15 protein-coding genes and 3 pseudogenes are annotated in these 22,092 nt (G+C 58.3%); 8 read left to right on the forward strand and 10 right to left on the reverse strand.

What is annotated here, in order from left to right; genetic code table 11:
* Positions 1-339 precede the first annotated feature (339 nt).
* Positions 340-588 (reverse strand): annotated as a pseudogene (locus BLW69_RS13460) (transposase); the annotation flags it as partial.
* Between the two features lie 65 nt (positions 589-653).
* Positions 654-2,399, reverse strand: a pseudogene (locus BLW69_RS13465) (hypothetical protein); the annotation flags it as partial.
* Positions 2,400-2,600: 201 nt separating this feature from the next.
* Here BLW69_RS13465 and BLW69_RS13470 point away from each other — a divergent pair.
* Complete coding sequence (locus BLW69_RS13470; RefSeq protein ID WP_092662592.1) at positions 2,601-3,707, forward strand: Fic family protein; 1,107 nt, start codon at positions 2,601-2,603, stop codon at positions 3,705-3,707.
* Positions 3,708-4,328: 621 nt separating this feature from the next.
* On the forward strand, positions 4,329-5,096 hold the full coding sequence (locus BLW69_RS13475) for a glycosyl hydrolase 53 family protein (protein ID WP_092662594.1): 768 nt from the start codon (positions 4,329-4,331) through the stop codon (positions 5,094-5,096).
* Between the two features lie 824 nt (positions 5,097-5,920).
* Here the strand turns inward: BLW69_RS13475 and BLW69_RS13485 are convergent.
* The 7 genes from BLW69_RS13485 to BLW69_RS13515 all read right to left on the reverse strand — a co-directional run bounded on the left by BLW69_RS13485 (position 5,921) and on the right by BLW69_RS13515 (position 13,596).
* Positions 5,921-6,169: a response regulator gene (locus tag BLW69_RS13485; RefSeq protein WP_139283867.1), complete on the reverse strand. Its 249-nt coding sequence runs from the start codon at positions 6,167-6,169 to the stop codon at positions 5,921-5,923.
* 111 nt (positions 6,170-6,280) lie between these two features.
* Entirely contained in the window at positions 6,281-7,339 is a 1,059-nt protein-coding gene (gene ugpC, locus BLW69_RS13490; RefSeq protein ID WP_092662600.1) for an ABC transporter ATP-binding protein, read from the reverse strand.
* A gap of 11 nt (positions 7,340-7,350) precedes the next feature.
* A complete protein-coding gene (locus BLW69_RS13495) occupies positions 7,351-9,441 on the reverse strand; it encodes an ADP-ribosylglycohydrolase family protein (protein WP_092662602.1) in 2,091 nt (696 codons plus the stop codon).
* 12 nt (positions 9,442-9,453) lie between these two features.
* A complete protein-coding gene (locus BLW69_RS13500) occupies positions 9,454-10,287 on the reverse strand; it encodes a carbohydrate ABC transporter permease (RefSeq protein ID WP_092662604.1) in 834 nt (277 codons plus the stop codon).
* On the reverse strand, positions 10,284-11,129 hold the full coding sequence (locus BLW69_RS13505; RefSeq protein ID WP_092662606.1) for a carbohydrate ABC transporter permease: 846 nt from the start codon (positions 11,127-11,129) through the stop codon (positions 10,284-10,286). The genes BLW69_RS13500 and BLW69_RS13505 overlap by 4 nt, the downstream gene beginning before the upstream one ends.
* Before the next feature lie 107 nt (positions 11,130-11,236).
* Positions 11,237-12,541 (reverse strand): ABC transporter substrate-binding protein, encoded by a 1,305-nt coding sequence (locus BLW69_RS13510; RefSeq protein WP_092662608.1) that lies wholly within the window; start codon positions 12,539-12,541, stop codon positions 11,237-11,239.
* Entirely contained in the window at positions 12,541-13,596 is a 1,056-nt protein-coding gene (locus tag BLW69_RS13515; protein WP_092662610.1) for a LacI family DNA-binding transcriptional regulator, read from the reverse strand. The genes BLW69_RS13510 and BLW69_RS13515 overlap by 1 nt, the downstream gene beginning before the upstream one ends.
* A gap of 380 nt (positions 13,597-13,976) precedes the next feature.
* On the opposite strand from BLW69_RS13515, the pseudogene BLW69_RS13520 reads away from it, so the two are divergent.
* A pseudogene (locus BLW69_RS13520) lies at positions 13,977-14,872 on the forward strand (IS110 family transposase).
* A 461-nt stretch (positions 14,873-15,333) separates the two neighbouring features.
* On the opposite strand, the gene BLW69_RS13525 reads toward BLW69_RS13520, so the two are convergent.
* Positions 15,334-16,401, reverse strand: a complete 1,068-nt coding sequence (locus tag BLW69_RS13525; RefSeq protein ID WP_092662612.1) for a LacI family DNA-binding transcriptional regulator — start codon at positions 16,399-16,401, stop codon at positions 15,334-15,336.
* Between the two features lie 241 nt (positions 16,402-16,642).
* Here BLW69_RS13525 and BLW69_RS13530 point away from each other — a divergent pair, with 241 nt between their 5' ends.
* The 5 genes from BLW69_RS13530 to BLW69_RS13550 all read left to right on the forward strand — a co-directional run bounded on the left by BLW69_RS13530 (position 16,643) and on the right by BLW69_RS13550 (position 22,085).
* Positions 16,643-17,623 carry an autoinducer 2 ABC transporter substrate-binding protein gene (locus tag BLW69_RS13530; RefSeq protein WP_092662614.1) on the forward strand — a complete coding sequence of 327 codons (981 nt, stop codon included), beginning with the start codon at positions 16,643-16,645 and terminating at the stop codon, positions 17,621-17,623.
* A 117-nt stretch (positions 17,624-17,740) separates the two neighbouring features.
* Positions 17,741-19,234: a sugar ABC transporter ATP-binding protein gene (locus tag BLW69_RS13535; protein WP_092662616.1), complete on the forward strand. Its 1,494-nt coding sequence runs from the start codon at positions 17,741-17,743 to the stop codon at positions 19,232-19,234.
* Positions 19,227-20,243: an ABC transporter permease gene (locus BLW69_RS13540; RefSeq protein ID WP_092662618.1), complete on the forward strand. Its 1,017-nt coding sequence runs from the start codon at positions 19,227-19,229 to the stop codon at positions 20,241-20,243. Before BLW69_RS13535 ends, BLW69_RS13540 begins: the two co-directional genes overlap by 8 nt.
* Positions 20,240-21,235: an ABC transporter permease gene (locus BLW69_RS13545; protein WP_092662620.1), complete on the forward strand. Its 996-nt coding sequence runs from the start codon at positions 20,240-20,242 to the stop codon at positions 21,233-21,235. The genes BLW69_RS13540 and BLW69_RS13545 overlap by 4 nt, the downstream gene beginning before the upstream one ends.
* A gap of 1 nt (position 21,236) precedes the next feature.
* Entirely contained in the window at positions 21,237-22,085 is an 849-nt protein-coding gene (locus tag BLW69_RS13550) for a sugar phosphate isomerase/epimerase family protein (RefSeq protein WP_092662622.1), read from the forward strand.
* Positions 22,086-22,092: the final 7 nt, after the last annotated feature.

Raw genomic sequence — 22,092 nt, forward strand, 5'->3', positions numbered from 1 at the left:
CTTGCCGCAAAAATGGCCCGGATTGTCTGGGTCGTCCTGACCAAGCCTGGAGCACTCTACGAACGCAGAGACCCTGCCTTCACCTGAAGCTCCAAGCTCGATTGCAAGGCTCGGGAATAGTGATGACGAAACAGTGGATCAACATGCCGTAAGTCCTGTGCAAAAAAGCGGGCTTCGTGCCCGAACCATTTATTGGGAACGGCGTGTGCGGATCTCATCATGGCCTGGCTGCAACCGCAGCCCACTCGCGAGAGGCCGGATACATTTATGCAACTGGAATCGTCATTTGCGATGTCGCGAACCCTTGCACGGACGGGGCGGACCATACATTTTTGACGCGACATCCTTCAGGATCGCATTGTCCAGCATGGCCTCGGCCAAGAGCTTCTTCAGCTTGGCGTTCTCGTCCTCGAGCGCCTTCAGCTTGCGGGCATCGGACACGTCCATGCCGCCATACTTCGCCTTGTATTTGTAGAAGGTTGCGTCCGAGATGCCGTGCTTGCGGCAGACGTCAACTGTCTTCGCACCCGCCTCCTGCTCCTTCAATATCCCGATGATCTGTTCTTCCGTGAACCGTGAACGCTTCATTCGTCCGTCTCCTCGTTGTGACGGACTCTACCAAAATCTGGTGGAAGTTTAGGGTCTCAGGTCAGTCTGAGCCCAAGGTGCAGGCCCAGCCGAAGCAATAGGAATGATCTAACGGCTTCGGCGGCCGGTCGTGGATATCTCTTCTCATCCGGCATGTGTCTCACGATCTCGTCCGTGGTCTTACGATATTCCGCCAGCGGGCTGTCCGCTTCAAGTACACACATGATCGGTTCAAATGGATCGCGATGCACGCGCATCACTCGCTGGATCTCCTTGGAACGGTTAGCGGCATGTCGGTGAAACGCATCACAGGCGCCATGCCAATCGCGAGCCGCGAAATCGATTTCTTCCTGCTCAATCAAGCCCGCAATGGGCCTGACATTCCGAAGCAGCTCCGGATGCTGCCGGATCCAACCGACTTCCGCGCGAGATAGGGCTTGGGCGACCATCAGCATGTCTTCTTCCCACTTGGTGTAGAAGCCACGTCTCTGTTCCCGCCACTGCAGATACCAGTCCCAAACGCCAGGGAAGACGAGAAGGCCGAAGCTTAACTGGCTGACTGGCACACCGAAACCCTTCACGACACCGTTTGGCGAGGCAGCAAGCGCACCAAACATCAAGCCGAGGTGCTCAATCTTCTGGGAGGCCGTTTCTTCACCCCAGACGCCGTTCCGTTGGAACCCAATCGCCGTCAGCGTCGAAGTCTTGAAGCGGATGCGATCATCCATTTCCGTGGCAAGTCTCGGCGGTGCGTCGACAATGCCGGAGAGCAGATCAGGGTCATCAAGTTCTGCGGCAACGTTTTGATTGGTGCCGGCCGCCGATGCCAATGACCGAGAGGAAAGAAAACTGCTGCCATAGGTGACGCCGGGAAATCGGATGGCATATCGCTGCTTGCTGGCCGCCGCCTGATAGCGGCGATATTCCGTAGAGCCGGAAATGATCACCCGGCGCACCCAATCGAGGATCTCCTCGCGCTTGGTAAAGGGCAGGCTGTTGAAGTCTTCGGGCAGGTGCAGTGAAATCCGTCGACGCTCAGCTGGGCTGATGTCACCGAGATCGTGACCATACAGCGAGCGTGCCTGATGCGGCAGTTTCTCTTTGAAATATCCCTCTGAAAGTCGATAGCGTCGCTCGATGCGGCGGAGGATGTTGAAACTGGCAAGAGATCGGGGCACGCGCTCTCCGTGGATCCAGGATAGCAGCGTCTTGTTGTTGAAAGTCTCATTCAGATGAACAACGGCGCGGTAAAGCTGCCAATAGGTGTCGCCGAACCGACGCATATGGTAGACTAATGCGTCCTGAAAGCTCGCGGGATCTTCTGTCGCTTAAAATAGTGCTTCTGGGAAAGGGCTTATCGGTTTTGGTGCTGGGCCGGGCGATGTTGACGCAGACCGGACAAAGGTGCCAGCGATCGCCGCGCGTTGTGGCTGTCGGGCGGAGCGTGCGGAAGCTGCCGTCTTGGCGGGCGTCATTCTACCCGTGCTAACTGTCGGCTTTGGTGGTCGTCGTTCTTCGGTAGCTGGTGGTGCGCCGAGCCAGCGGATGATTGCATCCAAGCCTGGCCGGACCTGCTTTTTGAGTTCTGCCGTTAACTCGGCTTCGATCCCACAGGCCTGACCGATCATCTTCCAGTCGATATGGCCATTCAGAAGCGGGGGCGATTTGCGGTAGATGATCAAACTGGCCAGATAGGGCCGTATATTTTCGAACACCCGCCTGGATGCGACTGGAGCGATACGAAGCTCGCAGAATTCCGAAATTTTTCGCTGAAAATGTCGTGATGAAAGGTCGTGTTTGGTCATGCTCATTCCTTTTCGCTCGGCACCAGTGCCGAGGGCGAGCGGAAATAGGGGGCGCCCATTAACAAAATATGTTTAGGGCAAGAGGTTAGCTGTCGATCGCTGCTTCTTGAATGGAGAGATGCAGATTGTGGTGCTGAGCAATAGACGGGCTTGCAATAGCTCATTTTCAGCAATAATTATGAGCTATAGAGAGGGATTCTATAACTCATGAAATGGAACTGGCAAAACACTGACTGGCCAAACTTCAGATACGACACCGCAAGCCTGATATCGTTGGAGCAGAAATTCTTGCAGTCCGCCGGCGAGGTTATCGGTGCTGTTCGACATTTCAACGATGACGACAGCAACCAACTTCGCATTGAGTTGCTGAGCGACGAAGCGGTCAAGACCTCAGAGATTGAGGGGGAATTTCTGGACCGCGTGAGTGTCCAGTCATCACTCCGCCGGCAGTTCGGGCTAAACACTGATGATAGACAGATCCGCCCCCAAGAGCGGGGGATCGCCGAGATGATGGCGGATGTCTATCGAAGTTGGCATAGGCCGCTGTGTCATGAGGGACTGTTCCACTGGCATTCAATGCTGATGGCCGGAAACCGATATATTGAAACGGTTGGTGCTTACCGCACGCATGAAGACGCCATGCAGATTGTATCGGGTCGATTGGACAAACCCACTATCCACTTCGAGGCTCCCCCATCTCGCCAGGTTGCCGCTGAGATGGAGACCTTCAGCACATGGTTCAATCAATCCGGGCCAGATGGTCAAACGTCGCTTCAAGCTTTGACGCGCGCCGCAGTAGGACACCTTTACTTTGAAAGCATACATCCATTTGAGGATGGCAACGGCCGAATTGGACGCGCGCTCGCCGAGAAATCCCTAGCGCAAAACATAGGGCAGCCAAGCCTCATTTCACTCGCCTTCACAATCGAGAAGCGCCGGAAGGCCTATTACTCAGAGCTTGAGCGGCACCAGCGCACGCTTGATATCACCGACTGGGTCATTTTCTTTTCAGAAACTATCCTGGATGCTCAACAGGCGACGCTTGAGCGCGTAGATTTCTTCATCCAGAAAGCAAAGTTCTATGATCGTTTTCGGGACAAGCTGAACGAGCGGCAAGAAAAGGTAGTCGCGCGCATCTTCAAGGAAGGCACGGCTGGCTTCAAGGGAGGTCTAAGTGCCGAAAACTATATCTCGATCACAGATACATCCCGCGCTACAGCAACACGCGACCTTCAGCAACTCGTGGAGATCGGTGCACTGACGCGTACGGGTGAACGTCGGCATACTCGGTACTCACTGTCATTGCAGAAATAATTCGCTACCACTCCAATGAACACCACCAAAGTCATTATCTAGGCGAACGGCTGTTCAAGTCCTTTCAAGTCGTCGAAGAAGAGCGTAGCCGTTAGCCTGAGACTGGGTCTCTTTCAAAGGCATACTGATGCCGCAGTTCTCGTGCTAGACGTCATGACTAGAGACGTCATTGAATGATCAAAGTTTCTGCCGCTTTCAGCCGTTGCGCGGTTTACTTCGACACATTCATAAGCGCCTGGACGGTTCTCCCTATTCGGAGTTGGATTGCTGCTCGGCTCCACTCCCGAAAGCGTCACAATTGGGGTCCAGAGGTGGGCAATGGCATGACGGGCACCGATGGTACCACCTCATGCTCTCAATTCTGGAAATCTACTAACTTCTGGATGGGAGTTCTGCGTTACACTTATTCCTACACAACGCCAGGATGATACTGGCAAAAAAGGGTGCATGCTGCAATCGCAACTTAGTCTTCTTGCTCCTAAGCCTCTTTTCAAAAGTCAAATGATCGCGGGTTTTGAGTGCGGACTGGTCAACTGCGGTCGACACGATTTGCTTATGACAACGCGGCACACGCCATCAAAATCTATGCGGCAGCATTATCGGATAGTGCGAGAGCATGGGATGGCGACGATCCGCGACGGTCTTGTGCCAGGCCATCGCATTGTCGAGCGTCTACGGGCAGCCCAGGCGGCTGAGACTGAGAGCATTTGGGACCTGTCTCACTATCATCGAAACCCTGATCCAGCTTCATGGGCGACGTTGGTCGCGGAAGCTGCCTTGTCGCTGTCGCCGGACACGCACCTGTGGCTATGTCCAGTCAACGAACCTTCGCTTTATCCAGCGCTTACCGGGATGCCCCGCCACGAGGCTGTGGAGATGGCGGTTGAGATGACTCGTGTCGCGCGCGACTATCATCCTAACGTCGGAATTTTGACCAATGATCCCATCGCTGGGGTTGGCGAACGCCAGTTCCAATCGACCGACGGGATCGTGTCTGCCGTCGATGTAGACGTCGTCGGCATAAACTATTATCCGCACACGGCGCGGACGGTCTTGTCAAAAGTGTTGATGAAGACATGGCGTCGGTACGGTAAGCCAATCATGGTATCGGAGACCAGTTGGCACGATGGTCACCCCGACCACCATTCTCGACACCCGGGGTTCAATAAAGGCAGTTGGCTGCAACATGTTGTCGATCAGGTTGAGATTGCTCGCTTTCGAGGTGTCGAAGTCGCTGGCATTTGGTGGTACCCGATCGTTGACCTTCCACCGTGGCACGCCCCGCGCTCACGAGACCGGTGGAGCCACGGGTTGATAAAATCCGATCTTACAGTGGACCCAGACCTCTCTGCTGAGCTTACGGCGATGCGTCTCCGGCTAGCTGGTTAAAAACATGGCCGTCCCTCTCGGTCGCCGACATTTTCACGGACGCACTGCGCCTTTTCAAGTATTTCGGTGACGTGAAGTGGTGTCCTACTTGTGATGTGAAAACCATGTCACGGCTCGTGTCTATGAAACCTTCGATGACCAGATGGCTCACTCGCTGCGATAGATGCCGTCGATAGTGGGCCACCGCAACCATCGCTGTGTTCTCTTACCCAATTGAGGGCGGCGGCCGAGGATACTGCTAAAACCTATGCCAAAACGAACGCTTCCAGCGCAGCACCGATAAATGCGTCTCTGGCAATCCGGCGGATAGTTTGCCGCCAACCGCCATACTGCATAGTCGTTTTGCTTCGTCGTAACGCGGGCCATGCTCGGCTGGCCAACGATTGTTGAGAGCTTCGAATCCTTCCCAGGGCCTCTAATGGCATCAGAAATACCCGTTCCGATTCGAACCGAAACGGCCTTGCTCCATTGAATGGACATGGTTTTCCTTGGATTGTGGTACGTAACGTTGAAGATGATCGCAGCTTCGCGACGAGTCATCGGCTCCGAGACCTGGGGCCTGAGACGAAAGCCTCTTACCGCCGTATTGTTCCATTCGTCTTGTGAACGTCGACCGAGTCAGACGCGTCGTAACTGTTTTCCATCGCCCTATTCCACGAGGCATGACCAAATACCGACATTCGGCCATCCGACAATGCAATCTACAGCCGACATCTACGGATCGGGCAACGTTAATGGGCGCTTCCTGATGAAGCCGTACCGCATGGACGATGTGTTCACGGCTTTCACGAACATAATCTAGTCCAACGCACCCGATGTCGACTTCAGGCAGGCTCTTTGACCCCGAGCGTCAATGACAGAGCGTGGGACAAGCTATCAATCGACATCGGCTTGTTGACGACCCGCACATCTGAAAACCGCAGAGGAACGTCGGCGCCGTCGCTATAGCCCGTTGCGAACTTAAACGGGATGCCCCGCCGGATGAGTTCGTCTGCAACGGCTTCAGACGTTTCCTGCCCGAGGTTGAAGTCGAGGATGGCGAGATCAGGCAGGGCGACCGTGATCATTTCCATGGCCTGAGATACCCGTGCCGCGGTCATGACGTCAGCGCATGAAAGTTCCAGATGCATCTTAAAGCCGCACACGGTCATTGTAAGGCGAGAGCTGTTGACCATCAACTCGTCCTAACCAATACGCTTTCCTGATTCCTCATCAAAGAGATGGATTGCGCCCCGTGAGAGGGACAGCTTTTGACGGCTGCCGACGTCGAATTGGGGCCGGTCGCGAAGCACGACGGAAATTGATTTTCCGTCCATCAGCATTTCCAGGAATGTCTCGGATCCGGTCGGCTCGATGTTTGTCACCGTGGCTTCGAGACCGGTCTCGGCGCCGATATCGATTTCCTCCGGGCGCTTGCCGACGAGGATCTTCTGACCGGGCCGGGCGTCTGCCGGGGCTCGGATGCCCGTAGGGCGGCGGCCTGCAAGGACGAGGCCGCCATCGGCGACGACAGCCGGGAACAGGTTCATGGCCGGCGAACCGATAAACTGCGCGACGAAAGCATTGGCGGGCCGATCGTAAAGTTCAAGCGGGGTGCCGACCTGTTCGATCCGCCCGCTCTGCATCACCACGATCCTGTCGGCCATGGTCATGGCCTCGATCTGATCGTGGGTGACGTAGACCATTGTCGTGCGAAGCCGACGATGAAGCGACTTGATCTCGCCCCTCATCTGCACCCGTAGCTTGGCATCCAGGTTGGACAAGGGCTCGTCAAACAGGAAGACCTGTGGATCGCGCACGATCGAGCGGCCCATGGCGACGCGTTGCCGCTGGCCACCCGAGAGGGCCTTCGGCTTGCGTTCCAAAAGAGGTACGAGGCCGAGGATTTCGGCCGCCTCCCGTACCCGCCTCGACTTCTCTTCCTTGCTGGCACCGGCAAGGGTCATGGAGAAGGCCATGTTCTCTTCCACCGTCATATGGGGATAGAGGGCGTAGTTCTGAAAGACCATCGAGATGTCGCGGCTCTTTGGCGGCAGGTCGTTGACGACCCGGTTGCCGATCGAGATCGTACCGCCGGAGATGTCTTCTAGGCCTGCGATCATGCGCAGGAGCGTGGACTTGCCACAGCCCGACGGCCCCACCAGGACCACGAATTCGCCGTCGGCGATCTCCGCGTCGATCCCGTGAACCACTTCCAGGCTGCCGTAGGTCTTGACGACCTTGCTGATCGTGACGTTCCCCATGATGCGTTCTCCTAGGCTGCCCGGATACGGATACGGGTCGACGACAAGGCGCCCTCGTAGATCTCCATGCCGGCTGCGCCGCCGGCAAAGGCGTCATCCTGCGCCTCGAGCGTGACTTCGCCGACGGTAACGCTCAGGCGATCGCCCTTGGCTGTAGCAACCATGGTGAACGCTGTCTCGAAGGCCGTTTCAAGCGGCACGGACGCAAGGATGGTCTCGTCGGCATCGCGACGTCGGACGACTTGAAGCTCGCCCTGGCGCGTGACACGTGCCGCGTAATAGCGGCGTTGTCCTTCCGCCCGCAGGACAAGGCCACCGTAGTCGCCCAGGTGCAGCATCAGGTCCGCCTCCACGGCATAGTCCGTCCAGTCACGTGTGCCCTGCAGGATGATGCCGGAACCACGGTTCTGGCTGATCCGGATATCCTGCGGAAAGTGCTTCGAGAAGAAATGGACGTTGGAAACCCAAGCCCGCCGCCAGAAATCGCCCGCACCCTGCGGCCGGCGGAATGTGACATCCGGGCATCCGTCCCAGGTCAGTGCGGAGAGAAGAATACGCCCGTCGGCGCGTCCATCGCGCGAGACAAGCACCACGCCAACCTCGGCGATCGGCTGGTAGCCCGTTTCCGGCACGACCCATTCGAGCGTAACCGTTTCTCCCGCCGACAGTAGCTTGCCCATCGGCATGTCAATGTCCGCCAGCGTGTCGTCGCTCGTGTAGTGCCGGATACGCAGCGTCGCTTCGACCGTCCCTTTGTTCGCGTTACCGGCCTGGACATGGGCGCGAAGTATCTGCCCGGCGTGAAGGCGCGGGCTCGCCATGAGATCGTAGGTTCGCATCTTGAGGACGTCGTGGGGGATGAAGACCGGCGTCGTGGTAGCCGCCTCGCGGCCTGGAGCGAGCGCCTTGAAGTCGATCGCAAGCGTCGTATCGTTTCCGCTCACCCTCAGTTCGTCCACCGCAATCCGGCTCGGCTGCGGACGGAAACCCTGAACGGAACCGGGAAGCGAGAAATGAAACTTCGCGCCGTCCTTGGGTGCCGGTTGGGCCGGGATGCCTGCAAGTTTGCGGCCGAGATTGGCAAGCCAGAGCGAGATATCGACCGCATCAGTGATCGAACGGCCGCCATCTGCCGAGGAGATATACAGGCGGTCGGCAACGGGTCCCCGCCAGTCGGGACCGGCCTCGAGCCCTTCAAGTCCAAGCATGATGCCGTGAAGGCAACCAAGGTTGCCAGCGTTGCAGTCTGTGTCCCAGCCGGATGTGTTAACGATCATCTGCCCGCGCTGGAAGTCGTGCGGCGCGTGGAGCAGCGCCATGATCATCAATGCATGGTTCGGCACCACATGGCAGTTGCCCGTGTATTTGTCGTAGCCGTACGTATCCTCGATCTTCTGTCGCGTGGCTTCCCAGTCCTCGTTGCCCGATGTCCAGGCGCGGATGTCGGCGACAAGCTTGGCGATCAGGCTGTCCTTTGGAATGTAGGACAGACCCGTATCGAGGAGATGATCGACATCCTTGCTGAGAAAGGCCTCCGCCTCCATGGCTGCCCAGAGGACGGCCGCATTGACAGATTCTCCGTCATGGCTGACCGAGCCGGCGGCACGAGCCAGTTTCGCGGCCTGGGCCGGGTTTCCCGGCGAGACCAGTGCCCAGCCGTCAATGAAAATCTGCGCACCGATCTGTTCTGCCACAGTGGCGCCGTTGGTCTCGATCGAGCCTGAGGCCGGTGCGGGTATGCCGCGCGCCAAATTGAGCCAGGCCGTGTGTTCAGTTGAATTTCCAGCGCCGCCCCACCAGAGGATCGAGCGCTCCTCGATGATGTAGTTCAACCAGGCCTTGCCGATATCTTCCGCAGAGAGATCCGGCGAAATGCCATAGTCGTCGAGCGCTCTGGGGAAGGTGAACGTGCCGGCGATATCGTCGTCTGTCACCACCAGTGGGTCGCCGAGCCGCTCGTGGACGTAGTAGGTGATCGGGCCGAGCTTCTCGAGGATGTCCTTGTAACGCCAGTTTTCGAATGGACGGCCGAGATAGACACCGATGAGCTTGCCGAGGACGCCCGCGTAGACGCGGTTGGTGTAGTCGGTGGGGATGGACATGTTTTGCTCCTGTTAGCCTTTCACCGACCCGCCAGCCATGCCGTCAATGAAACGGCGCTGCAGCAGGATGAAGAGGACGACAATGGGAAGAACGATGATGAGGGCGGCGGCCATGATGACGCCCCAGTCGGACGCGTACTGGCCGGAGAGAAGAAAGAATGAGACCACAGCCGTCAGCTGATCCTGTCCCTGCAGGAAAGTGGTCGCGATCAAAAACTCGTTCCACGAATAGAGGCCGATGATGAGCGCGACGGTAAGGATACCGGGCGAGACGATTGGCAGAAAGACCCTGGTAAAGACCTGCCAGTGGGTTGCGCCATCGATCAGCGCGGCTTCCTCCAGCTCCTTCGGCACCGCGAGGAAATAGGTTCGCAGCAGCATGATCGCGAAGGGGGAGTAGACCGCCGTGTAGACGAAGGCGACGGCAATGGGATTGTTGATCAGGCCGAAGCGGGCGAAGCCGAAATAGAGCGGAAACAAGAACAGCTGGATCGGCGCCGTCGTACTGGCCAGCAGGTAGAACGTGAGGATCTTCCACGTCTTGATTTTCCGTCGGGCAAGAACGTATGCCGTCAGCGAACCGGTCGTACAGACAAGGACGATGGTCATGGCCGTGAGAACGGCCGAATTTAAGAGTGTGCGGCCGAAATTCGCGTCGCTCCAGGCCCGCGTGAAATTGTCCCAGCGCAGGTGCGTGGGCCAGGACAGCGGGTTCTGGACGATCTCCGTCGAAGGTTTGATGGCGTTGAGCACCATCAAAGCTATGGGGAAAAGTGTGATGATCAGCAGCACAGCCAGAGTGATTTGTACCATCCACTGCGTAAGTCGGCTCTCGGTCATGTTCATTGATCGAACTCCTTGGCCTGGACCCGGATATAAACGACAGTTGCGGCAAGGCCGAACATGCTGATGACGACGGAAATTGCCGCAGCCTTGCCGACGGCGAGGTCGTAGAACGCTGACCGGTAGGCGAAGGTTGACAGCACTTCGGAGGAATAGGCCGGACCTCCCTGCGTCAGGATGTAGACGAAGTCGAACACAAGGAAGGACCAGATCACGGTCATGATCATCATCAAGGTGATCGTCGGCATGATGCCGGGCAGAAGCACGTAACGGATCGTCTGGAAAAATGTGGCGCCTTCAACCCGTGCGGCCTCGATCTGTTCGGAGGGGACTTGCCGGAGCGCCGCAAAAAAAATGACGCATAGAAACCCCCACCAATGCCATAGATCGACAACGGCGATGCCGTAAAGCGCGCTGGAGGTTTCCGTCAGTGGGTTCACGACATCCATGCCGTAGCGTTGGAGGAGGCCCGTAATGCCCGTGACGGGGGAGTAGATCATGCCTTGCCACACGCGGCCCGTGATCGCCGTCGCGATAATGACGGGGAGAAAATATATGACCTGAAAGAAATTTGCGGTCCGCCTCGCAACGAGCATCATGGTTGCGGCGAGGAGCCCCATCGTGATGGGAACAACGAGAAATATGACCGTCCAGACCACGTTGTTGGTCAGCGCGGTCCAGAAGACGCTATCGTCCCAGAGTGTGCGGAAATTGTCGAGGCCGACGAAGATCGGATCGCTGATGCCGTCCCACTCGAAAAAGGCGAGCAAGACCGTCATCAGCGCGGGTATGGCGATGATGACGATATTGATGATCAACGTCGGCAAGACATAGAGACGGTGCATGAGGTTGTACCTTTCGAAACCGACCAGTCCGCCGGCTCCCACTGCGTGATGGGGGAGCCGGTTCGCGCGCACCGTGGTCGGCGCGCGGCGGTTCGGGATGACGAGGATCAGCGTGCCGGGACGGCGGGCACCTTTCCGGCTTTCTTTTCCTTCTGGAAGGACGCGTCCAGCTTGGTGAGGAAGTCCCGCGTCGTGCTCTTCTTCAGCCACACCTCCTCGATGCCGTTGATCAGGTAGCTGTCCGTCGCTGGCGGCAGAAAGGTCCAGGTCGTGTAGCCGTAGTCACCGTCGTTGACTGCAGCGGTCAGGGCCTTCATCGTCTCAGTAAAGAGCGGGGTGACTTCACTTGTCATCTTCACGGTGGAGATGTCTTTCAAGGGAATGTTCCATTCACCCTGCCAGGCGGAGTTCATGGTCCCGTAGACCTCGGGTGAAAACACGTAGTTGATCACCGCTGCAGCGCCGTCCGGGTTTTTTGCCCGCGTTGCGATGGAGAAAGTGGAGCCGATGCCGAGGGGGAAGACGGGATCGCCGCTGGCACTCGGGAAGCCCACGAAGCCGGCCTCCGTTCCTGCCTTCTTGCCGTAGCTCGCGACATTCTGGAATTGCCAGGTGCCGGTCGGCATCATGCCGGCGCGACCGGACGCCATCATGTCGGCCGCCTGCTCGCTGCTTGTCAGCGAGAAGTAGTTCTTGCCGAAATAGCCCTTCTGCCACCAGCCGTCGAGCCGGTCGATGGCCTTGACGAAGGGTTCGGACGTCCAGGGCAGCTCGCCGCGCAGCGCCTTGTTCATGTTCTCCGGGCCGGCGACTGCATTGAGAGCAAGCGTCACGAACCATTCGTTGGCGCCGCGCCAGTCGGCATTGCCGGCTGCAAAGGGCGTTACACCTGCCTTGAGCATGGTGTCGGCCAGCGTCTCCAGTTCATCGAGCGTCTTGGGTGCCTGCCAGCCGTTTTTCTCGAACAGAGTCTTGTTGTAGAATAGGCCGACTGTTTCGTACGTCTTCGGCAGCGCATAGATCTTGCCGTTATACTGGCCCATCTTCAGGAAGACCGGGAGAATGCGGTCTTGCCATTTGAACTTGGCGGCATAGTCGTCGAGTGCCATGAGTTGGCCGGACTGGGCCATGGGCGCGACATAGCTCGGGCCTGCGGTGTAGACGACATCGGGACCGTTGCCGGAGAGCATGGCGACGCGCAACTGCTTGTCGAGCTCACTGCCGCGATAGTCGACGCCCAGAGCGCTGTCCGGATGCGCGGCGTTAAAGGGCGCTATGATGTTCTCCTGGATAAGTTTCTGTTGCTCCGGCGTGGCCTGTTCATACCACCAGGATACGCCTCCCTGGCTGAACGCTGCATGTGCGGTGCCGAGCAGCAGCATAGCTGCGATGGCAAGTGAACTCTTCCTCATCAAGTTTTCCTCCCTGTTTTGATCTGGTGGCATTGGGGCTGTCGGGGTGCGGCAACGGAAGCCCGGATGATCAATTCGAATGGCATTTCCTCGGTTCGACCAGGATCGATGTGCCCGCTGGCAAGACGCGTAAGCATGCAATCCGCAGCGCGCGCTCCCATTCGATCCTGGAATTGTGCGACCGTCGTGAGCGCAGGCGTGACAAGAGCAGATGCCAGAATGTCGTCGAAGCCTGCCACCGATACGTCAGCGGGGATGGAAAGGCCGTTTGCGATGAGACTTTGCATGACCCCGATTGCCATGAGATCGTTCGCAGCGATGATCGCGGTGACAGGGCGGCCGGTGGCCAAAAGGTCATCTGCAGCCTTGCGGCCGCCGTCGACCGTGAAGTGAGACGCCTCCAAGGCGATTGGTTCTGCCCCGATTGCTTCCATTGCGTTGAGATAGCCTCTCAGGCGAACCTGCTGTGGGCCACCCGGCGCTGCGATCATTGCGATCGCACGATGGCCGAGGTCTCCAAGGTGTGTCGTTAGCGCATGCGCAGCGGCTTCGTTGTCTATGAAGAGATCGTCGATCGGCAGCGGTCCGCCGGATTTGCGGCTGGCCTCGATCCGCACGACTGGGATACCCGCCCTTTCAAGCGGGGCGAGGTCTTTTGCTCCGAGTCTGAAGAAAACGCCGACGATGCCGTCGAAGCGCCCCTGTTGCGCGGCCGCCACCACCTGTCTTTCGTTGGTCAACTCACCTTCCGTGTCGATGGTGATGACTTCGTAGCCGGCGGCACGAACAACCCGTTGCACTGCGACAACGAGACAAGGATAAAAGGGGTTGGCAAGATCCGGGACAACGCAGGCAATAACATAGGTGCGACTTGTTCTCAGCGCCTGGGCAAAGCGGTTTGGCTGGTAACCTAGGTCCGCAATAGCCGTTTCTACACGCTCAGCCGTTTCAGTGGTGACCTTATCGCGACCACCATTCAAGACAAGAGAAACTGTAGCTTGTGCGACGCCTGCTCGTTCAGCGACCTGCCGTTGGGTAACTCTACGATCCCGCATGATCTCTTCCGTTGATACGTAGCAACACTAATTGCTACGTAATAAATGGTCAATATTTAGGAATAAAAAACACCCGTTGACCTCTACACATCGCCGAAGCCAAGCGCAGCCATTTTATCGCGAGCGATAGAAAGGGACGATTCGACAGGGTTACGACAATGCTTGTGTGGGGAGGGAGGGGCAGGGCGCCCTTTTGTAACTTCCCAAAAGCTGCATTCAGCGCTGTAATGCCTGATGCGGTGGCGGATGGGAGACCGAGAGCCCTTTGGGACATCAAGCCCGTGGGAGAGCAAGGGTCTCCGTCCGCCGTTCCATCGAATCCGAACAGTCGCCAGGGCCGCTTGCACAGGCAAAGTCCGTTTAGGCAAGGATGGGATAAGATGGATATCGTGGTAGGGATTGATGTGTCGAAGGATGGCCTGGATGTGGCCGTGGCGCCGTCAGGTGGGGTCTTCGAGTTGGCCAACACGCAAGCCGGCATCGACGATCTGGTGCAGCGCTTGCAGCCGATCGGCGTCCACATGGTGGCGCTCGAAGCCACCGGCGGCTTCGAGACAGCGGCCGTTGCCGGACTGTCCGCAGCCGGGTTTGCCGTTGTCGTGGTCAACCCAGCCCAGGTGCGCGCCTATGCCAATGCGCTCGGCCGACGGGCCAAGACCGACGCCATCGATGCGGCGGTGATCGCCGCCTATGTGCTGGCGACCAGGCCCGAGCTTCGGCGCTCGTGGCCCGCAGGCGACAAATCGTCCAGATGATCGTGGCCGAAGAGAACCGGGAACGCATGGCGTTCGCGAAACAGGCACAGAAGAGCATCAAGCGTCTTCTCGTGGCTCTCCGGCGCGAGCTCGAAAGCCTCGACAAGGACCTCGACGACCACATCCGCAAGTCGCCCGTCTGGCGGGTGCGCGAGACGCTGCTCACCTCCGTGCCAGGCGTTGGGCCGGCGACGGCGCGCACGCTTCTCGCCGAGATGCCGGAACTGGGCAGCCTCGACCGGCGGCAGATCGCGTCCCTCGCGGGGCTTGCCCCCTGGACCCGACAATCGGGCACGTGGAAAGGCAAGAGCTTCATCGGCGGAGGTCTGGCCAAGGTGCGGGCCGTGCTTTTCATGGCCGCTCTCGTTGCCAGCCGACAAAACCCAACCCTCAAGGCCTTCCGAGACCGTCTTGTCGCTGCCGGCAAACCCAAGATCGTCGCCGTCGTCGCCACCATGCGCAAACTGCTCACCATCCTCAACGCCATCATCAGGGACGGAAAACCATGGCAAAACGCTTGACTGTCAAGTCAGTCGCTTGTTGGAGAGCCGTTTGCGTCAGACAACTGAATTTTCCAGTTCCTTTGAGAGTGTCGGCTGAAGGACAGTGGAAAACCGCGGGCATGGGGGAGATGAAATCGGACATCTTCACAGGCGGGCCTCGTCGCTCAGTCGAACGGGCATATCGCGCAACAGCCATTAAGGCTGGAGCGGGAGCATGCCTTTCGATCATTTCGGAATCCGGCACAACGGCCTCCCGCCGCGTTGTGCGGATTGCAGGCCAAGGCCTGCGGCCGAGTTATAAATCGAGGGCACGAAAATTTTCAAGGTGTAAATTAGAGGCGGATGATTGAGGCACCCAAGTCGTACGGATCGGCTAGAGCTGCCATCATTGGAAGCACCTTGGAACTCCCAGTCAGCTTTTCGGCAATACAGGCGGATTTGTGGATAGGCATCAACTACCGGACGATCCCCTTCTTTGGCTAAACGGATGCGACGCTGTCCTTCAACTCATCCAGTGGTCCTTCGAGGGCCGTCCGTGGGAGCACAAGCTGAGGCTCGATCAGGACAATGCGGGGCGCATCTTTCGTTGTGTCCACAAGCTCAAAACCTTTTTCGAGCATGTCCGTAATATTCGGTCTGATCATGTAGACGGGAAACGGCAGGAAGGATCCGAAGGGGTCATAGTCAAAACAGCCAACGACGATATCGCCGAAGGCTTCGCCATCGTGCTTGCCCATGAAGCGAAGCAAACCCTCGAAATTGATCGACGAATTGATGAAGAAGCAGCGCGGCAGTCGTCCGTGGCGCTCATAGAAGCGTTCGAAGGCAAGCGCGGTCATGCTGGGCGAATAGCCGGTGCTTTCCATGTCGTCGCCTGTAGAGGGCCCCAGGATCTCCGCTTTCGCAGCATGGAAGCCGATGGTGCGCTCGCGGCTGGCGTGATCGTCGCGACCGCCAAACATGTAGACATCATCCGGATTGAGAGGCCCCGCTTGCTGGGCGTGCCGGATGATCGCCGAGGTCAGCGTCCTCGCACCCTGCCTGTTATCGGAAATGACCGAAGAGGCCAGTGTGCCCGGCAGGTCGATATTGACATGGGGTACTCCCGCCCGAACGCAAACGTTATGAACGCCGTCCGGATCGGTTGCCCCGACAATGAAAAGCGAATCGATGGAATAGGCGACGAGCTGCTCGACAGTCCGGCGCTCCTCGTCCGGATCACGGCGACCTGCGACCACGAGCGGCAACAGGCCGCGTGTGCGGGCCTGCAATTCAAATGTTTGCGCCATGGAGGAGAAGAAGCGCGTATCATAGACCGGCAGAAGCAATCCCGCCAATCCCGACCGCGAACTCCTGAGCGCCCTGGCCTGCTGGTTGGCGGTGTAGTCATGTTCCTCTGCCAAGGAGATGATCTTTTTGGCGGTCTCCTCCGAAATGCGGCGCTTGCGCCATGTGCCGTTCAGGACAGCACTCACCGTCGAAGCCGATGCGCCTGATTTGACCGAAAGGTCGTAAATCGTTGCTTTCCTCTGTTCCTTTTCAGTCATGCCTGAATCACCCCTTACATCTTGCATGTTGTAAATGGCAGACCCTCTTGACGAAAGCCCGCTTGGTGATAATGTGCCTGCACCATCGATTGTGCAACGTAGAAATATCGATTGTGCCGGTGGTTCGCTTGAGGAGCGACGAGGGAGGAGCCTGTATCAGGCACAGGAAATTCGACCGCTGGGCACGAGCTCTTGCAGGCAGGCATTTTCGCGTCAGGGATATTCTAAGGAGGAGGACCCCATGAAGAAACTTATTTCAGTTGCGCTTGGCATTTCGCTGGCGCTGTTCGCATCGACGGCATCATTTGCTGCCGAAACAAAAATCGGCGTTGTCGTGAAGATCGGTGGCATTCCATGGTTCAACGCCATGGAGGCAGGCATCAAGGAGCGGAGCGCAAAGCTCGGGGTCAATGGTTTCATGGTGGGTCCCACCAGTGCCGACCCGGCCCTGCAGGTTCGCGCCATCGAAGACCTGATCGCTCAGAAGGTCGACTTTATCGGCGTAGTTCCCAACGATGCCAAAGTGTTGGAGCCGGTTCTGAAGAAGGCTCAGGCCGCTGGCATTAAGGTCATCACCCATGAATCGCCCAAGCAGGCGGGTGCAGACTGGGATTTCGAGCTGGCGTCCGCGAAGGGCTTCGGCGAAGCGCATGGCAAGCTTCTCGCCGAGAAGATGGGCGGCAAGGGCTCCTATGCCGTTTTCGTTGGCTCGCTGACAGTGCCTTTGCATAACGCCTGGGCCGATGCGGCGATCGCTTATATAAAGGCCAATTATCCGAACATGAAGCTGGTGGGGGATCGTTACGGCGTTGCCGAAGATCTCGACAAGAGCCGTTCTACGGCGCTTGACCTCATGTCGGCCAATCCCGATCTTGCCGGCTTCATGGCGTTCGGTTCGCAGGGTCCGATCGGCGCTGGCCGAGCCGTGGAAGAGCGTCGCAAGGATGGCAAGATCTTCGTTGTGGGACCTTTCTCGCCGGGACAGGGCGCCAAGTTGATCAAGAGCGGCGCATTGACGGGCGGCTTCATGTGGAACCCGAAGCAGGCCGGCGAAGTCTTCGTGACCCTTGCCGACCGCATTACCAAGGGCCAGACACCGGCTGCCGGTGAGACCATCGAAGGCCTCGGCACCATCACGCCAGATGGTAACACAATCGTCGTCGATCAGCTTTTGAAGATCGACAAGGAAAGCATCGATAAGCTGGTTTCCATGGGGCTCTGATCCTCCCGGAGCCTGAGGGCTGCGCGGGCGGCAACGTCCGCGTGGCCCACTTCTTTCAAAAAATGCAAGTCAGTCGCATGGTCGCGCGGCAAGCGTGGGCAGACGGAGTACACGTTAATGACGGTCTCACACCCGCTTCTCTCCCTGAAAAACATCAAGGTTACGTTCGGCGGCGTCCGTGCCCTGAAAGGCGTATCCTTCGAGGTCAATCCGGGGGAAGTCCATTGCCTGGCGGGGGAAAACGGTTGCGGCAAGAGCACGCTCATCAAGGTCATCACTGGGGTTTATAAGCCGGAAGCTGGCGCAGAACTTCTATTTGACGGCAAACCGATCGCCGCGATGACACCGACGCTGGCCCAGTCGCTCGGCATTCAGGTGATCTGGCAGGACCTTGCGCTTTTCGGCGAAATGTCCGTCGCTGAAAACATAGGCTTCCAGCTTGCGGTGAAGGGCAAATACGGCCTGATCGACAAGCGCGCCATCGAGGCTGCAGCGGAAAAGGCACTGGCCCGACTGGGTGTCAGCCTGGACGTTCACCAACCGCTCAAGGAATTGCCGATCGCCCAGCGTCAGATCGTGGCGATCGCCCGTGCGCTGGTCGGCGAAGCGCGTCTTGTCTTCATGGACGAGCCGACGGCGTCGCTGACGCAATCGGAAACCGATTATCTGATCGAGATTGTCCGCAATCTCTCGGCGTCCGGTGTCGCCGTCGTTTTTGTTTCTCATCGTTTGGCGGAAGTGCTTGAGATCTCTGACCGCATCACCGTACTGCGCGACGGGGCACTCGTTGGCGTCTATCCCGTCGAGGGCATGACACAGTCACGTGTGACCGAACTGATGACCGGCCGCAATTTCGACAGCGCCGTCATCGCCTCTGACCATGATGATGCGCCGGTCGTTCTCTCGGTCAGGAACCTGACGCGCAACGACGAATTCAGCAATGTTTCTTTCGATCTCAGGCGCGGCGAAACATTGGGTATCACCGGCCTTCTGGGGGCCGGACGCACGGAACTGGCGCTCACTCTGTTTGGAATGCGCCGGCCGCATTCTGGCGAGATCCTGCTGGAGGGAGAGAAGGTCAGCTTTGGGTCAAACAGGGACGCGATCCGCGCAGGTGTTGCCTATCTTTCCGAGGACCGCTTGTCGCTCGGTCTCAACCAGCCGCAGTCCATCGCCGACAATCTCGTGATGGCCTCGCTGAACCGCATCTTGTCCGGGGGGCTCATCTCGTCGAACCGAAAGTCTCATGTCGTTTCGCACTGGATTTCGGAACTCGGCGTCAAGATCGGTACGCCGGACGATCCGATCCGCACCCTTTCCGGCGGCAACCAGCAACGCGTGGCGATTGCCAAATGGCTGGCGATCGGCCCCAAGATTCTGATCCTCGATGCGCCGACCGTCGGCGTCGATGTCGGGGCGAGGGCCGGCATATTCGATATCGTCCGAAAGCTGGCTGCCGAAGGCCTTGCGATCATCCTCATCTCCGACGAGCCGCCGGAAGTCTATTTCAACGCCGACCGCGTCATCCACATGGTGGAGGGTCGTTTCCAGGCTGTCTACGACCCGCGCCAAACGTCGCTTACAGAATTGGAGTCCGTCGTCTATGCGTAGGCTCAGCTTAGGTCATTCGACCGAAACTACTCTTATTGCCGTGACGGTTCTTCTCTGCATCGGCCTGTCTTTTGGGACCGACCGTTTCCTCACCGTCGCCAACGCCTTCGACGTGCTGAACATCTCCGCCGTCAACATCATCTTCGCGGTCGGGCTTCTGGTCGTGTTGATCTCGGGTGGTATCGACATTTCCTTCGCCGTCGCCGCTTCAGTCGCGCAGTATCTGACGGTGCTGGCACTTGGCGCTTTGGGTGGCGGCAATTGGGCAGAAGGATTTCTGATTGCAGGCGTCGTTGGCACCGGTCTTGGGCTGATCAACGCCTTTCTGATCTATCGGCTGCAGATCATTTCGATCGTCGCGACCATATCGACCTTCAACATCTTCTTCGGCCTGTTGATGTTCTTCACCAAGGGTGTGTCGATCTACAACCTGCCGGATTGGCTTTCCAACCGTGTCGTCTTCTACGAGCAAGAGATGGCGGACGGGTCATGGGTGGAACTTACCCTGCCGGTCGTGGTGATGATCCTCTGCTGCGTCGCCACGTCCTTCATGATCTCGCGCACGACGACCGGTCGCAAGCTCTACGCTTTCGGCGACAACCCGGAAGGCGCGCGACGCTTCGGCATCAATATCGGTGCCATGCACTACATTTCCTTCGGCTGGCTTGGCCTCATGGCCGGTATCGCTGGGCTCATGCAGGCGCATTACGCGCAGGAGGTAGTGCCGAACGCGCTTTATGGCCGAGAGCTTGATGTGCTGGCTGCGACGGTGCTGGGCGGTGCGCGCCTCGGTGGTGGCAAGGGATCGGTGCTTGGCTGCGTGCTGGGCGTCCTCCTGGTTTCCATCACACAGAACGGGCTCAATCTGATGGGTGTTTCCCCCTTTGCCTTCAAGATGATTGTCGGTGCCATCATTCTCGCTGCCATCACGCTTTCGTCCGCCCGGCTCGACAAGCTTTTGCCTGAGGCCCTGAAGAGTTCCTCCCGAAAAGGAAGCCAGCGCTCATGAAGACCTTTGTGCAGAAGTTCAAAGAGACCTTTGGTGCGGACATGGGCGGTCCGGTCATTGCCTTCGTGGCCGTCATGCTGATCTTTGGCCTTGCGGCGGATAATTTCCTATCGCTTGCCACGTTCGGCTCGGTTGCCTTTCAGCTTCCGGAACTCGGCCTGCTGACGCTCGCCATGCTGCTGCCGCTTCTGACCGGCGGCATCAATCTTTCGATCACCTTTACGGCCAACCTTGCAGGCCTTGCGGCCGCCTGGGTGCTGCAGGCGCACGGCGGCGCGGATGCTTCGGTCAGCGTTTTTTTGCTGGCCTGCCTTGCCGCACTTGCGACCGGTGCCGCGGCCGGCGCTTTGACGGGCGTTGCCATCGCCTATACCCGCGCGCACCCCATCCTGGTCACACTTTCGATGATGATTTTCCTGCGCGGGCTTGGAGAGTTTCTGACGCGCGGCGGTGATGTCTCAGGCTTTCCGGCCTATGTGGCGCCCATCGGCCATGGATCGGTTCTCGGCCTTCCTATCCCGCTCCTAATCTTCATTGTCTGCGTGGCCGTCTGGCACGTGTTGTTAACACGCAGCAAGCTCGGCTTCGGGCTGTTGATGATTGGCTCCAACATGGAAGCGGCCAACTATTCCGGTCTCAACACGCGCAAGATCGTCGTGCTCGTCTACACGCTCTCAGGGATCATGTGCGCGGTCGCCGGCATCATCATGCTCGCCCGGTTCAATTCGGTGCGCGTCGGCCACGGTGAATCCTATCTTCTGATCACCGTGCTCGCGGCATTCCTGGGTGGCGTCAATCCGTTCGGTGGGTTTGGTCGGGTGCTGCCGGTCTTCGTCGCATTGGTCGTCCTGCAACTCCTGTCGTCTGGCCTCAACCTGATGGGCGCGAACCAGCATCTGGCGACAGCGCTCTGGGGCGTGTTGATGATCGTGGTGATGGCGGCACGAACGCTTGCTTCGAACTATCGCTTTTTCAAGAGAAAGAAGGCCTGACGTGCAGGGACTCGGCATACATGCAATGATGTGGACCACAGTGTGGGACCACGCAGGGGCAGAGCGCGCCATCGAAGGTGCAGCCCGGTACAAACAGGATTTCATCGAAATCCCTTTGATCGATATTCCGTCCGTCGACGCGAAACACAGCCGCGGGCTTCTGGAAAAGCACGGTCTTCGGGCTGCCTGTTCGCTGGTGATGCCTGAGCCGGCATGGCCGTCGCGTCGCCCGGATGCTGCCATCGAACATCTCAAGTCTGCCCTGGATACGGCCGCCGAGATCGGCGCCGAGGCACTGACCGGCGTGACTTATGGCGGGACCAATGAGCGCACCGGCTTTCCCCCCACCGAAGCGGAATACGATAATCTGACCCGAGCTCTTGGGGCCGCAGCGAAGCACGCCAAGAGCCTCGGACTTCAGTTCGGCATCGAAGCCGTCAATCGCTATGAAAACCATCTCGTGAATTCCGCCGCCCAGGCCGTTGCGCTGGTCGAGCGGATTGGCCTCGACAATGTCTTCGTCCATCTCGACACCTTCCACATGAATATGGAGGAAAAGGGTGTTGCAAACGGCATCATCGCGGCCCGCGACCACCTCAAGTACATGCACATGTCTGAGAGCGACCGCGGCACGCCAGGCTACGGAAACGTGCCGTGGGATGCGCTCTTTTCGGCACTCGCCGCCATCGGCTTCAAGGGGGTGCTGACGCTTGAAAGTTTTGCCGGCATGCCGGTCGAGATGGCAGGCGCCATTTCAACATGGCGTCCCGTTGCCCGCGATGCTGAAGAGGTCTTCGAAAACGGCGTCTCATTCCTGCGCAACAAGGCGGTTCAGTACGGGCTGGCGTAAGTTGGTT

It is taken from the genome of Rhizobium sp. NFR12, assembly GCF_900108545.1.
Lineage (GTDB): Bacteria > Pseudomonadota > Alphaproteobacteria > Rhizobiales > Rhizobiaceae > Neorhizobium > Neorhizobium soli.

Bases quoted from the DNA above. Each gene is read 5' to 3' on its own strand.
- BLW69_RS13530 (WP_092662614.1), top strand. From the start codon at position 16,643: ATGAAGAAACTTATTTCAGTTGCGCTTGGCATTTCGCTGGCGCTGTTC.
- BLW69_RS13485 (WP_139283867.1), bottom strand. From the start codon at position 6,169: ATGGAAATGATCACGGTCGCCCTGCCTGATCTCGCCATCCTCGACTTC.
- BLW69_RS13505 (WP_092662606.1), bottom strand. From the start codon at position 11,129: ATGCACCGTCTCTATGTCTTGCCGACGTTGATCATCAATATCGTCATC.
- BLW69_RS13470 (WP_092662592.1), top strand. From the start codon at position 2,601: ATGAAATGGAACTGGCAAAACACTGACTGGCCAAACTTCAGATACGAC.
- BLW69_RS13475 (WP_092662594.1), top strand. From the start codon at position 4,329: ATGGCGACGATCCGCGACGGTCTTGTGCCAGGCCATCGCATTGTCGAG.
- BLW69_RS13500 (WP_092662604.1), bottom strand. From the start codon at position 10,287: ATGAACATGACCGAGAGCCGACTTACGCAGTGGATGGTACAAATCACT.
- BLW69_RS13540 (WP_092662618.1), top strand. From the start codon at position 19,227: ATGCGTAGGCTCAGCTTAGGTCATTCGACCGAAACTACTCTTATTGCC.
- BLW69_RS13510 (WP_092662608.1), bottom strand. From the start codon at position 12,541: ATGAGGAAGAGTTCACTTGCCATCGCAGCTATGCTGCTGCTCGGCACC.
- BLW69_RS13515 (WP_092662610.1), bottom strand. From the start codon at position 13,596: ATGCGGGATCGTAGAGTTACCCAACGGCAGGTCGCTGAACGAGCAGGC.
- BLW69_RS13525 (WP_092662612.1), bottom strand. From the start codon at position 16,401: ATGACTGAAAAGGAACAGAGGAAAGCAACGATTTACGACCTTTCGGTC.
- BLW69_RS13535 (WP_092662616.1), top strand. From the start codon at position 17,741: ATGACGGTCTCACACCCGCTTCTCTCCCTGAAAAACATCAAGGTTACG.
- BLW69_RS13495 (WP_092662602.1), bottom strand. From the start codon at position 9,441: ATGTCCATCCCCACCGACTACACCAACCGCGTCTACGCGGGCGTCCTC.
- BLW69_RS13545 (WP_092662620.1), top strand. From the start codon at position 20,240: ATGAAGACCTTTGTGCAGAAGTTCAAAGAGACCTTTGGTGCGGACATG.
- ugpC (WP_092662600.1), bottom strand. From the start codon at position 7,339: ATGGGGAACGTCACGATCAGCAAGGTCGTCAAGACCTACGGCAGCCTG.